Here is a 13,484-nt window from a genome sequence, read left to right as displayed (position 1 = left end):
TTTATTAAGAGTTACAGAGATTATGAACCTAAGTCCAGAACAGCAAATCAGCCAGTTACGCACGCAACTGGCCGAATACAATTATCAATATTATGTTTTAGACGCCCCAACGGTGCCTGATGCAGAATATGACAGGCTGTTTCGTGAACTTCAGCGGCTAGAGCAACAATATCCCGCACTGATTAGCTCTGACTCGCCTACACAGCGGGTTGGCGCTGCGCCGTTAGCCAAGTTCTCACAAGTCCAGCACAGTATCCCTATGTTATCTCTGGATAATGCCTTTGATGCCACCGACTTTGCAAGTTTTGTAAAACGGATGCGAGACCGCTTAGATTTAGCAGGCGAATTTCGTTTTTGCTGTGAACCCAAATTAGATGGATTAGCCGTTAGTATTCGTTATGAAAACGGTGTATTGGTGCAAGCCGCGACACGGGGTGATGGTTACACCGGCGAGGATATTACCAGTAACATCAGAACCATTCGTGCCGTACCGTTAAAGCTAAAAGGCGAGCAGATTCCCGCAGTACTTGAGGTGCGCGGAGAAGTTTTTATGCCGCTTGCAGGGTTTGAGCAATTAAATAATCTGGCGCGCCAGCAAGGCGAAAAAGTTTTTGCGAATCCACGCAATGCCGCGGCCGGTAGCTTACGTCAACTTGATCCGGCCATTACCGCGACGCGTCCGCTGATGTTTTATGCATATGGCGTTGGTGTAATTGAAGATAATGCTAATCAATTCAATAACCTTTGCCATTATACGCGTCTGCAGCAGTTAAAAACGTGGGGCTTGCCCGTCTGTCCAGAGATCCGTTTAGTTGAAGGGGAAGCGGCTGCCTTAGCCTATTACCACGATATTCTGGACCGTCGATCGCAATTGGCCTATGAAATTGATGGTGTCGTGATCAAGGTCAGTGATCTAACCCAACAACAAGCGCTGGGATTTGTGGCCAGAGCGCCGCGCTGGGCCATCGCGTTTAAGTTTCCAGCACAAGAAATGATCACAACCTTGCTTGAGGTCGATTTTCAGGTGGGACGCACGGGAGCCATTACACCGGTGGCTCGCCTAGCACCTGTAAACGTAGGCGGCGTAACGGTAAGTAATGCGACCTTACATAATCAAGATGAAATTAACCGCTTGGGCGTGCAAATTGGCGACAAGGTGATCGTGCGTCGCGCTGGCGATGTGATCCCACAAATTGTATCGGTCGTCCGCGAGCAGCGGCCCGCTGATGCCCGACCAGTGTTATTTCCTGCAACCTGTCCGGTATGTGACTCCAGCATTGAGCGGGTTACGGGTGAAGCGGTAGCGCGTTGCAGTGGTGGCTTAATTTGTGCGGCGCAATTAAAAGAAGCCCTAAAACACTTTGTGTCACGCAAAGCATTAGATGTTGAGGGACTCGGCGACAAATTAGTTGAGCAATTAGTCGATCAAGGCTTAGTGAAAACGCCAGATGCGATATTTTCACTTGATATGCCTTCGTTAGTTGGCCTTGAGCGGATGGCAGAGAAGTCAGCTTTAAAATTATTACAGGCCATTAAGCAAGCCAAAAGTACCACCTTGCCACGGTTTATTTATGCGTTAGGGATCCGTGAAGTCGGTGAAGCGACAGCGCTTAACCTTGCCAATCATTTTACCACCCTTGACGCCTTAGCAGAGGCCAGTTTAGACGAGCTTATTGCGGTACAGGATGTTGGTACGGTAGTGGCTGAACATCTGTTTCATTTTTTCCGCGAAGCGCATAATCAGCAGGTCGTTGCTGCGTTGATCGCGCAAGGATTGCATTGGCCGGAAATTGCAAAAGTACAAGAAAGTGAGCAGCCACTTGCAGGACAAACAATTGTGTTAACTGGCACCCTAACCAGTATGGGTCGCGATGATGCCAAAGCCTTGTTACAGCGCCTTGGCGCAAAAGTGTCAGGTTCGGTGTCGGCCAAAACCCATGCGGTTATTGCAGGCGATAACGCAGGCTCTAAATTGGCGAAAGCCTCTGAGCTAAACGTGCCGGTGTGGAACGAAACGCAAATGTTAGCCTTATTTGCACAATATGGTTTGTCATGAACGATTGGCCATTATTAGATAAATATGGATTAACGCCGATACCGCAGCGATTATACTGGTTATTATTGTTGTTACTGCGTCCCTACTTAAGTTGGGTATTGGTGTTAACCTTACCGCCGCAACAAAAAGATTTATTAAAGCTGTTTTATCCACAGCAACTGGATTTTATTGTGGCGTGTTGCATCGCCTTGCCGGTGTTGTTTGTGGTTGCTGCGCTAACGCAACGCAGCGATAAACGCAGTAAGGCATGGCGAAATATGTGGCGTTTTAGCCAACCGGTATTACTGGTTTGTTGTGTGGCTGACTTGTTTTATACCTTGTACGATTTACCCGCCGACGCGATCTTAGATGCACCATGGCGCATAAGTACGGTGGTCGCACTGGGGATTGCAGTTTTTTGGTTGCTGCGATCAAAAACCTTACCAACAGTGTTTAAAGAATGGCCTGAACCGGTATCGAAGAACTAAGTTAACTTGAAGAAACAGGATGTTGAAATTTTAATTTAAGCTGATCGTAGCGACGCTTTTGTTCTGGCTTAAGAGGCGAGTTTTCAATTATTTGTTGGCATTCTAATTGAAGACGCCTTTGTTCTTTTGCCGAGCATAACGCGCGGGGCGACGTCATTATTGTTTGCCATAGATTGAGTGCAATACCGGCATTTTTCGGCATAACCTGATGTGCCAGCGAAAAGGCGTTAAAGGCTTGCTCCCAATGTCCTCTTTGATACATTTGTACCGCATTATTGTTTAGTTCACGCGGCCCTTGTTGCATTTGTTTACGTTCAACTTTCTCTTGCTGTAAATAAGCACTAAACATCGGATCGGTATTTTGTTGCAAACAATATTGGCTAATCTGGTCAAATAATTGCTGCGAGGCATCGGTTAAGCCAATCTCATGTAAGGCTTTAGCCTTATCAAGCGCATCCTCTAGGGAGTGAATTGGACTATTTATATCTAAGTCTCGTAATAACGCCTTCGCTTTATCTTTGTGATCTTGCAGGTAAAGTAATCGTGCTTGCAAAATTTGATGTTGTTCGCTCAAATCGTGTTTAGCAAACTGTTTTTGAAGGCTTTGTAAACTGAGTGTGGCTTGCCGGTTTAAGCGACTATTTTGCTCTTCATCTTCACTGCTAAGCGCAAAATCAATGCTGGCGCGGGCTAAATTTAAATACAAATCGGGCTGTTCGAATATAGAGTAGCGTGCAAATTTCACCATATCTTTGGCGGCACGATATTGTACTTCGTAATCGTGATTTAAACGTGAGAGTTGCAGTAATTTTTGCTGACGCAATAGATTACGAGGCGCTAACTCAGCCGCATTAATTAAATGTTGCTGTGCTTCTTGGTAACGTTGCTGTTTAAACTCCAACTCGGCCAATAAATCTAATGCAAATAATCGGCTATCAGAGCGAACCAGCATCGTCTCTAGCTCACTAAACGCTTGGGCTTCTTTGTCTAATTGCAAATAACAGCGTACTAAGCCCATTTTCGCCCAGCTAAAGGGTTGGATCGCTAACATCGCTTTAAAAAAGAGTTCGGCATCAGCAAACTGTTGTTCAATTAATAAAATGTCGCCTTTGAGTTTTAATAGCAGCGGAAACCATTTTCGCTGTGCGACATCTGAAAGCTGTTGATCAATATAAAGCAATGCAGCAGGGTAGTTGTGCGCATCAAGCAGTTGATACAGCGGGCGTAATTGTTCTTTGCGTTTTAATACCCGTTCAATACGTACTTGCAAATCCTTTATCACGAAGGGTTTCGCCATAAATTCATCGGGTTGCAACTCAATAACGCTGTGCACTAAAGTTGGATCTGTTTCTGCACTTATGAAAATAATGCCAGTTGTATGCTTTTGCAAACCACTAAATTTGAGTTCTTCATATAACTGGTAGCCATCTTTGCCGGTACCTTGGTTGTATGAGCAAATGATCAGGCTATAATGATTTTCACGACAAAGGTTTAAGGCGATTTGTGGCCTGTCGGCGATGGTGACATCTTGATAGCCTAACTCATCCAGCGCAAAACGTAGATAGCTCTGGGACAATGATTGCTCATCAATAATGAGTATACGTTCATTGCGCTTCAGCGAACTCTCCATCTACAGCTACGGTCCTGTTTTGTTCTAGATGCCATACTATAGCAATTTTTTCATCCAGAATAACTGTATAGCGTTAATTATTCGCGACTAATATGCAGTTATTTTTATCTTTTAAGGTAATCCAAAGGTATTATTTTTAAGTAGTTAAGCGGTATTTTTGGTAATAACTATTTTCTCGCTGCCTAGCTGCAAGTGTGTGCTTGGTGGGTGTGTAATTTGTTTCTGTTGGTGTGTTTGAGCCGAACCGCTAGGCTGCTTGCAGCCGATAATGCACACCAGGCCGCCGTGAATCCATCCATGGAAGGTTACAAACTTCATCCATGAAATTTGCCCTGCGGGCCAGCTAAAGCTGTTCAAATTTGCTCCTGGCAAATTTGTAAACTTTCGCATCCCTGCGAAAGACGCCTGGTTTAGCATTATCGACTCGCTGCCTAACTTGATAGGTGTTATTTGCTTGTTTGTTTAAAAAGATCATTAGGCCAGATAGTAATACGGGAATAACACGAGGTGGTAAACGCAGAGTATCCTTTTTATGGGGACGTGTTTTTCAGGGATGAAAAACCTACAAATTCGTCGGGAACGAATTTGAACAGCGCTTGCGCTGACCCGCAGGGTAAACTTCAGGATGAAGTTTATAACCGTACAAGGAGGTATTCACAGCGGTCCTCTAAAAAGCGATACGCCGCGTTTAGCCGCCGGATGCCTCGAACTCAAGCTGACTTGGTAAGTTTGCTTCTGTGAATGAGCTGAAACTGCTAGGCTGCCTGTAGCCGATATTTAAAGCAGTATGCTAAAAATAACTATATAGTTGAAAACAGAAAAAGACATATTGGATTTTTGAAACTAAAAAATGAAATAATAAACGTGTATTTAATAGCAGGAGTTTGGTGGATTGTACTGGGTTCGAACCAGTGACAACCGTCTCGTCGTAAAGAGCGGGCGGTGCTCTCTATAACATGACTAAAAATTGGTGGATTGTACTGGGTTCGAACCAGTGACCCCCGCCTTGTAAGGGCGGTGCTCTCCCAGCTGAGCTAACAATCCATGGGAAGTACATATATAAAATTTTGGTGGATTGTACTGGGTTCGAACCAGTGACCCCCGCCTTGTAAGGGCGGTGCTCTCCCAGCTGAGCTAACAATCCATGGGAGTAGAGTTGACACATTAATTGGTGGATTGTACTGGGTTTGAACCAGTTACCACCGTCTCGTCGTAAAAAGCGGGCGGTGCTCTCTATAACATGACTAAAAATTGGTGGATTGTACTGGGTTCGAACCAGTGACCCCCGCCTTGTAAGGGCGGTGCTCTCCCAGCTGAGCTAACAATCCACGCTGTGATGGCGCTCATTATAGGGAGCGATAAAACAGTGTCAACTTTATTTTCGAAAATTGGGTTTGCTTGCCGTAAAATTAAACAGTCATCACGAATTTGCTTAAGATTACCGGCATTCACTGAAAAAAGTCGTTGATGAAGGCTTCAGCTTGAGTGCATCCGTAAGCGTGCATTGCTACAATAGCCACCTTAATGTTGTTTTGTCAAAATGGATAAATTATGTCGTTAGTGACTCGTTTTGCTCCAAGCCCAACAGGTTATTTACATGTTGGTGGTGCACGTACTGCCTTATTTAGTTGGTTATATGCTAGAAAAATGGGTGGTAAATTTATACTTCGTATTGAAGATACCGATTTAGAACGTTCCAGCCAAGAGTCGGTAGACGCTATTCTTGAAGGTATGCACTGGTTGGGATTAGCACATGACGAAGGTCCGTATTACCAGACAAAACGCTTTGATCTCTACAAAGAGGTTGTTGCGCAGCTGCTAGCTGAAGGCAAAGCTTATAAATGTTTTTGCACCGTTGAAGAAGTTGATGCGATGCGTGAAGCGCAAACTGCTGCGGGTGAAAAACCTAAATACAATGGCATGTGGCGTGATCGCACCGATCATCCTAGCGATAAGCCTTATGTTATTCGCTTTAAAAACCCGTTAGACGGTGTGGTCGTTATTAATGATCTGATCAAAGGCCGGATTGAAATTGCTAATGCCGAATTAGACGATTTAATCATTGCGCGCAGCGATGGCACACCTACTTACAACCTTACTGTGGTGGTTGATGATTGGAAAATGGGCATTACACATGTTATCCGTGGGGATGATCATGTTAATAATACACCGCGCCAAATGAATATTCTTGCGGCCTTAGGCGCGACGATTCCAGAGTATGCGCATGTACCGATGATCCTGGGCGATGATGGTAAGCGTTTGTCTAAGCGTCATGGTGCCGTTGGCGTCATGCAATATCGCGATAACGGATTTTTGCCTGAAGCACTGATTAACTATTTAGTACGCCTTGGCTGGTCGCATGGCGATCAAGAAATTTTTAGTTTAGACGAATTGGTGCAACTTTTTGACTTGTCTGCGTGCAACAGAGCCCCCTCTGCGTTTAACACCGATAAGCTTATTTGGTTAAACCAGCATTATTTAAAAACGCTGCCGCCAGAGCATATTGCAACACAACTGGCGTGGCATTTAGCACAACAACAGCTCGACGTTTCAAACGGTCCCGCCATTACTGAGGTGATCAAGGTGCAAGCCGAACGGGTGAAAACGTTAAAAGAATTGGTAGAAGTGAGTCGGTACTTCTATGAAGATTTTGCTGAGTTTGAAGAAAATGCCGCTAAAAAGCATTTAAGAGGCGTTGCTGCGGAACCTTTAGCCTTAGTATTAGCCAAACTGACTGAATTAACAGAGTGGACAACCGACGCGATTCATCAACAAATTAATGCGGCTGCTGACGCATTAGGAGTTGGAATGGGTAAAGTCGGCATGCCATTGCGAGTGGCCGTAACTGGCGGTGGTAATTCGCCTGCGCTGGATGTCACCTTGCAACTCATAGGAAAAACGCGCACCTTGGCGCGAATTGCGTTGGCACTTGAGTACATTACACAACGTGCAGAAAACGCCTAGGCCGATAATAAAAACGCCTGTCAAACAGGCGTTTTTATTAAAGACGACATTAACTTATTGGTAGACAAACCTCAAACATGCCTGTTTTACTACTGTTACTAGGGCTTTTCTCCTTTGCTGTAATAGCGAATGAGGAACCTGAATATGATGAAATTCTCCTACCTGGCCTAATTGACCTAGGCATTCTCGGTACTATTACGGGTGATGTTGAAGTTGGTTTTTTGTTTATAGACGGCAACACTGATGCACGTGGATTTCGCGTTGCTACAGAGATGGTGCATGACACCGAATATTTCCGTAATCGTTATAATGTGCAAGGCCGTATTCAGAAAAACCGATTTACTGACACGGAAACCGGCGCAGTAGATACACAAACTACTGTAAAACGTTACGCGCTGTCAGGGCAAAGTAATTATAAGTTTTTAACCGGTACGCAATCCTTTTTTGGTCGGGCAGCCTATGCCTACGACATGCAGGGGGCGTTTAAACAGCAGGGATCTCTGGCAACGGGTTATGCTAATCGGGTATATGAGCGGCAAACCAACTATCTTGATTTAGAAACTGGTCCCGGTTTTGCCTTTCGAGAGAGTGCTTCAGGCAATAATACCAAAGGTTTAATTTGGTTTTTAGCCGCCAACTTTGAACAAGAAGTGTATAAGGGCAGTCGCTTTCGGCAAACCTTTGAAGGTAATATTTCATTAGATGGACAAAACTCGATGTTCACTAGCCGCTCTTCGTTAACCTCACAGGTTAATGGTCGTTTAGGGATGCGCTTAAGTTTTAATGCGCACTACAACTCATCGCCAGAAGGTGAGCTTGAAACATTGGATACCGAAATATCCGCGTCATTGGTCTATGCGTTTTAAGTTAACATCTAAGGCATTGTTTAAATTGAAAAAATAAACCGCATTGATCCGAATGCGGTTTACTCTGAGGTATCACTTAGACACTGTTATATAGCTGTGTTGATAAGGTTAGCGTTTTACACTGCGTACTTTTTACTACACTATCAGCTGTTAAAGTATCAGCTATTAAAGTATCAGCTGTTATAGTGTTCTAAGCATTAATACTAATGCAACACACGGGCTCTTAAGGTGCCAGGGATCGCTTTAAGCTCGTTGAGTGCCAGCTCACGATCGGCCGAATCAATATCAATAACCACATAGCCAATTTCTTGGTTAGTTTGTAAGTACTGACCGGCAATATTCACATTATGCTTCGCAAAGGCTTCGTTGATTTTGGTCAACATACCGGGTTGGTTTTTATGCACATGCAGTAAGCGAGCACGATCTTTATGCTCAGGCAATGACACTTCAGGGAAGTTTACTGCGGATAACGTAGAGCCATTATCGCTGTATTTTACTAATTTCCCCGCTACTTCAAAGCCAATGTTTTCTTGTGCTTCTTGGGTAGAACCACCAATGTGCGGCGTTAAAATAACATTATCAAATTGACGTAATGGCGAGACAAACTCTTCATTATTGCCTTTAGGCTCTACTGGGAACACATCAATGGCGGCGCCAGCCAGTTTTTTGCTCTCTAAGGCGGAGGTTAATGCAGGGATGTCTACTACGGTACCGCGTGAGGCATTAATTAACACTGCGCCGTGTTTCATTAACTGCAGTTCAGCTTCGCCAATCATATTTTGCGTTTGCGGTGTTTCAGGTACATGTAAGCTGATCACATCCGAGGTTTTTAGCAAGGTGCCTAAGTCCACTTGCGTGGCGTTACCCAATACTAATTTGCTTTCAATATCATAAAATTGCACACGCATGCCAATGTGCTCGGCCATAATGCTTAATTGGGTACCAATATGGCCATAACCAATAATGCCGAGAGTTTTGCCGCGAGCTTCAAATGATTGATCGGCCGTTTTTAGCCATTCGCCGCGGTGGGCTGCGGCATTACGCTGCGGAATACCGCGAAGCAGCATAATAATTTGGCCTAGCACCAATTCAGCCACTGAACGGGTATTGGAAAATGGCGCATTAAATACCGGTACGGCCCGTTTTAACGCAGCGTTTAAATCTACCTGGTTAGTACCAATACAAAAGCAGCCAATTGCAACGAGCTTAGTGGCAGCATCCAGCACATTTTCAGTTAATTGTGTCCGCGAACGTATACCAATAAAGTGTACATCTTTAATGCGTTCAATCAGTTCGTCTTCGGGTAAGGAAGTTTTCAAGTACTCGATATTGGTATAACCATGATCTTTAAAGGTTTGTACCGCACTTTGGTGTAAGCCTTCCAGCAACAGGATCTTAATTTTGTCTTTGGCTAGCGAAAATTTTTCCATGATACGTCTCTTGTGCTTAAGTAAATAACATGCGGCCTAGGGTGTAATGCTTAATCAGTGTATCTGATTTTATTATTTATACTGTTATGGATCTTACGATTACCTTATAAGGGCTTAGCGTAACGTTTGGGTGCCTGAAGCGGTGCCCACTAATACAATATCGGCGGAGCGATGGGCAAAAATACCGTTTGTTACTACGCCAACGATATTATTGATATTTTGCTCTAAGGTGAGTGGATCGGTAATCGACAAGCCTTTAACATCAATAATCACATTGCCGTTATCGGTGATCACACCTTCGCGCAAAAACGGGGTACCACCCAATTTAACTAGCTCGCGACTCACATAGGCGGCGGCCATTGGGATCACCTCAACTGGCAGTGGAAATTGTCCTAAAACAGGCACTTGTTTGGTACTGTCCACAATACATATAAAGGTATCGGCAACGGCCGCAACAATTTTTTCGCGGGTAAGGGCTGCACCGCCGCCTTTAATCATATGACGCTGTGGATTAATTTCATCAGCACCATCTACGTACACATTAAAGCTTGTCACATGATTTAAATCTAATACCGGTATGCCTAAGGCTTTTAAACGAGCAGTTGATTGCTCAGAGCTCGATACGGCGCCCTTAATAAGGTGTTTATTGTCGGCCAGTGCATCAATAAAATGGTTAACGGTTGAGCCAGTGCCCACCCCCACAATGCTGTTTTCTGGGATAAACGCGATGGCCGCGCGGGCAGCATTACGTTTCATTTCATCTTGAGTCATTCGCGTCACTTTACACGTTTAGCCATTCAGATGGATATTATATACTCAAACAAGGAAAAGAAGCGACACCCTTTCTACTTCAAATCCATGGTGCAGCTGGCTGCAAATCAACGCTTAAAAGTGTAAAGGCGCGAAGGCGTTAAAATGGCGGATAAGGGGTGATCCCAAGGTTCATTCGGCACGGTATCTACCAATTGACAATCGTGTGCTAATCCTATGATAGCACAGCGATGATTGGCCGGTAATTGGGCCAAGGTACGATCATAAAACCCGCCACCCATGCCTAAGCGCTGGCCTTGCAAATCAAACGCAACCAAGGGGGTAAAAATACTATCCAGTTCTGCCACAGGTTTAATCTCATGGCAATTAAGCATGGGCTCGGCAATACCAAAGCGATTTTGGCGCATTGGCGTGTTAGGCTCATAACGCTGAAAAATTAGAAAACCGGGCGCAAAAGGATGTAGAACCGGCAAATATAGGGTTTTACCAGCTGCCTGTAATGCGGCAATTAATGGCGCTGTATCTATTTCGCCTTCATGTGTTAAATAAATGGCCACGTGTTGCATGGCTAGCTTATCGGTTTGCGGCGTATCAAACAGGGCAAGGTGTTGCGTAAATTGCAAGGCTAAACCCTGCGCGGCCTGCTGTTGTGCCACAGGAGATAAGGCATTGCGACGCTGGCGTATCATCGTTCGTAATTGTTGGCGTTCAGATATCACGGCGAAAATAAGTAATAGAGGGACGATTCAGAGAACAATAACACAGATAAAGCAGAAAGGGGCAGGTGTTCTCCGGGTGTGCCGTACCTTGCTTAAGCCCTTGAACCCAAGGTTCAAGGCGGAACGCCAATGGCTACCGTAGGCTTCCCAGTACAAGCCGGGCCTGCACAAAAGCAACGCAGAAGAGTCCCTAAATAAAACAATTATCGGCTCAGGGACGTCAACAAGAACACAAGCCACCCAGAGAACGCCTTAAGTATAACACTGTGCGGCACGCTGTCTAAGAGAATCTGCAGGAAAAGTGTTTAACTGCTGTTTGTTTGTTCCTTTTAATCAAAAGGCAAAAAAGCCAATAGCGTTAACATAGTGCGAGCTGAACGCTTAGCTGTTTTTTGGCATAACGCACGTGCCTTGAGCGTGGCTGCGGTTGGCGAAGTGCAGCGGCAGTGGTAGCATAGCATCATCTAAAAATAGCATTCACGCTGGTAAGGTTTACCTTTAGGCACACAACCTTGCCTGAAAACCGGTTGGCGTGACCCAGCAAAGCACTAAGACAGTATAAAGAGAGAGGCCAGCATGTCGGTAACCTTAATTCACAGCTACGAGCGTTGGAGCGTGCAATTGGATGAGGCCTTTGTGATGGCGTCAGCCGCAGAACTGCACGGGTTAATCAGTGGTTTACTGAGTGGTGGTTTGTCGGCGCAAAGTCCCGACTTCTTCCCGGTACTTTACGACTTTTTAAATGATGGTCAGGCCTTGCCTTCAGCGCTTAAAGTCGATGTACAGCAATTAATTAATAATACAGCCAGCAGTTTACAAAGCGGCGATTACGATGTTGCGTTACTTCTACCGAATGATGACGACAGTTTAGCCGAGCGCTTAGAGGGGATGGTGGAATGGACTCAAGCGTTTTTAGTTGGTTTCGCGGTACAGCAAACTGATTTGTCGTTGCTATCGGCAGATGTGCGTGAGGCTGTAGAGCAGCTGACTGAAGTCACAAAAGTGTCCATAGATACCCGCGATGACAGCAGTGCGGAGGAAAATGAAGAAGCGTACTTTATGGTGCTAGAGCATATTCGTATTATGGTGTTTAGTTGTTTTAACGAAGTGGGCAGTAAGCCGGTAGATAAAGGCATTATTAGTAAAACCCTGCACTAAGCACTGTACTAAACACCTTACTAAACACTGTATTAAAGATCGCTTAGCCGTGTTAGGCATGAACCGCCGGTAAGTATTTGCTGTTTAACATTTTAGAGGCGTTATGCAACTTGAAACTTATTTACAGCGCAGGCAGCAGCTATTAAATAAACTGCCGGTGAATAGTGTCGTGTTAGTGCCCGCGGCGACTGAACACACTCGCAGTCGCGACACAGAATATCCGTTTCGCCAACATAGCGATTTTTGGTACTACATTGGGTTTAATGAGCCCGAAGCCCTACTTATACTGAGTAAAGATCAGCACGCACACTGTTCTGCTTTATTGTTGTGCCGCGACAAAGATCCTTTTGCCGAAATGTGGCAAGGGCGTCGTTTAGGTCCTGAAGCGGCTCTTACCACATTGGGTTTACCTGCATTAAGTATCCAAACACAACACGAGCAACTCAGCCAAGCAATCAACGGTAAACAGGCGGTATATTTAAATCTTGGTGAGCACATCGCGCTAGAACAGCAACTGCGCGACATCATGCAAAACATGCGTCAGCGTGAAAAGCGCGGCGATATTGCGCCTGTCAGCCTGCACGATTTACGGCCGTTTAGCAGCGAACAACGTTTAATTAAAGACAATACTGAAATATCACTGATGCGCCGAGCAGCAAACATTAGCAGCCAAGCTCATCATCGTGCGATGCGATTTAGCCATGCTGGCGCTTGGGAATACCAATTAGAAGCGGAGATTTTGCATGAATTTGCCATGCAGGGTGCACGTTTTCCCGCGTATAACACTATCGTAGGCAGTGGTGAGAACGGTTGTGTTTTGCATTACATTGAAAACGCGCATCAGCTTAAAAGCGGGGACTTAGTTTTAATTGATGCGGGTTGTGAATTGCTCGGCTATGCGGCAGATATAAGCCGTACTTTTCCGGTTAATGGGGTATTTTCACCTGAGCAAGCGGCCTTGTATAAACTGGTATTAGAGGCGCAATTGGCCTGTATTGCGGCAGTCAAACCGGGCGCGAGTTTTGCGATATTAAATGCCATTGCCGAACGGATATTAACCGAGGGGTTGTTAACCTTGGGTATTTTACAAGGAGAGCTTGACACGCTTATCGAGAACAAAGCCTGTAAACAGTATTTTATGCACGGCATAGGGCATTGGTTAGGGCTCGATGTGCATGACGTTGGTGCCTATAAATCTGCTGGGCAAGATCGGCCATTTGAACCCGGTATGGTACTCACTATTGAGCCAGGCCTGTATATTTCGTCAAACAGCGCCGCGGCAGCAAAATGGTGGGGGCTTGCGATACGGATTGAGGATAATATTTTAGTTACCGAAAGCGGGGCTGAAAACCTCACGGCAGGGTGTGTAAAAACCGTGGCCGACATTGAACAATTAATGCAAAACAGCTGATGAAACACAGTT

General features: G+C 45.1%; 10 protein-coding genes, 3 tRNA genes and 1 other RNA gene. 6 read left to right on the top strand and 8 right to left on the bottom strand.

The genetic code is table 11. The features are described 5' to 3' along the window. Window positions 1-22 precede the first annotated feature (22 nt). Together ligA and IE070_RS01185 are read left to right on the top strand one after the other, a co-directional pair. Window positions 23-2,056, top strand: coding sequence for an NAD-dependent DNA ligase LigA (gene ligA, locus IE070_RS01190; RefSeq protein WP_189479605.1), 2,034 nt, complete (start codon window positions 23-25; stop codon window positions 2,054-2,056). Next, window positions 2,053-2,523, top strand: coding sequence for a DUF2919 family protein (locus IE070_RS01185; protein ID WP_189479603.1), 471 nt, complete (start codon window positions 2,053-2,055; stop codon window positions 2,521-2,523). The genes ligA and IE070_RS01185 overlap by 4 nt, the downstream gene beginning before the upstream one ends. 1 nt (window position 2,524) lies before the next feature. On the opposite strand, the gene IE070_RS01180 is transcribed toward IE070_RS01185, so the two are convergent. The 4 genes from IE070_RS01180 to IE070_RS01165 form a co-directional block, all read right to left on the bottom strand. Then, window positions 2,525-4,153 (bottom strand): response regulator, encoded by a 1,629-nt coding sequence (locus tag IE070_RS01180; protein WP_189479601.1) that lies wholly within the window; start codon window positions 4,151-4,153, stop codon window positions 2,525-2,527. Window positions 4,154-5,121: 968 nt separating this feature from the next. Continuing rightward, a tRNA-Val gene (locus tag IE070_RS01175) sits at window positions 5,122-5,197 on the bottom strand. A 24-nt stretch (window positions 5,198-5,221) separates the two neighbouring features. Continuing rightward, window positions 5,222-5,297, bottom strand: a tRNA-Val gene (locus IE070_RS01170). Between the two features lie 108 nt (window positions 5,298-5,405). Continuing rightward, window positions 5,406-5,481, bottom strand: a tRNA-Val gene (locus tag IE070_RS01165). Window positions 5,482-5,704: 223 nt separating this feature from the next. On the opposite strand from IE070_RS01165, the gene gltX reads away from it, so the two are divergent. Continuing rightward, window positions 5,705-7,117, top strand: coding sequence for a glutamate--tRNA ligase (gltX, locus tag IE070_RS01160; RefSeq protein ID WP_189479599.1), 1,413 nt, complete (start codon window positions 5,705-5,707; stop codon window positions 7,115-7,117). A 77-nt stretch (window positions 7,118-7,194) separates the two neighbouring features. Next, window positions 7,195-7,983: a DUF481 domain-containing protein gene (locus IE070_RS01155; protein WP_189479597.1), complete on the top strand. Its 789-nt coding sequence runs from the start codon at window positions 7,195-7,197 to the stop codon at window positions 7,981-7,983. 203 nt (window positions 7,984-8,186) lie between these two features. On the opposite strand, the gene serA is transcribed toward IE070_RS01155, so the two are convergent. The 4 genes from serA to ssrS form a co-directional block, all read right to left on the bottom strand. Next, a complete protein-coding gene (gene serA, locus IE070_RS01150; protein ID WP_189479595.1) occupies window positions 8,187-9,413 on the bottom strand; it encodes a phosphoglycerate dehydrogenase in 1,227 nt (408 codons plus the stop codon). Between the two features lie 114 nt (window positions 9,414-9,527). Continuing rightward, entirely contained in the window at window positions 9,528-10,184 is a 657-nt protein-coding gene (gene rpiA, locus IE070_RS01145) for a ribose-5-phosphate isomerase RpiA (RefSeq protein ID WP_189479593.1), read from the bottom strand. 107 nt (window positions 10,185-10,291) lie between these two features. Continuing rightward, entirely contained in the window at window positions 10,292-10,903 is a 612-nt protein-coding gene (locus tag IE070_RS01140) for a 5-formyltetrahydrofolate cyclo-ligase (protein WP_229796885.1), read from the bottom strand. A gap of 65 nt (window positions 10,904-10,968) precedes the next feature. Further along, window positions 10,969-11,153: non-coding RNA, 6S RNA (ssrS, locus tag IE070_RS01135), on the bottom strand. Between the two features lie 326 nt (window positions 11,154-11,479). Between ssrS and IE070_RS01130 the strand changes: the two genes are divergently transcribed. Further along, on the top strand, window positions 11,480-12,061 hold the full coding sequence (locus IE070_RS01130; protein WP_189479590.1) for a UPF0149 family protein: 582 nt from the start codon (window positions 11,480-11,482) through the stop codon (window positions 12,059-12,061). 103 nt (window positions 12,062-12,164) lie between these two features. Then, window positions 12,165-13,472 (top strand): Xaa-Pro aminopeptidase, encoded by a 1,308-nt coding sequence (gene pepP / locus IE070_RS01125; protein ID WP_189479588.1) that lies wholly within the window; start codon window positions 12,165-12,167, stop codon window positions 13,470-13,472. Window positions 13,473-13,484: the final 12 nt, after the last annotated feature.

This window comes from Alishewanella tabrizica, assembly GCF_014652375.1.
GTDB classification, from domain to species: domain Bacteria; phylum Pseudomonadota; class Gammaproteobacteria; order Enterobacterales; family Alteromonadaceae; genus Alishewanella; species Alishewanella tabrizica.
The sequence above is the reverse complement of the archived record's forward strand: the minus strand, read 5'-3'. Positions and strand labels throughout refer to the sequence as shown.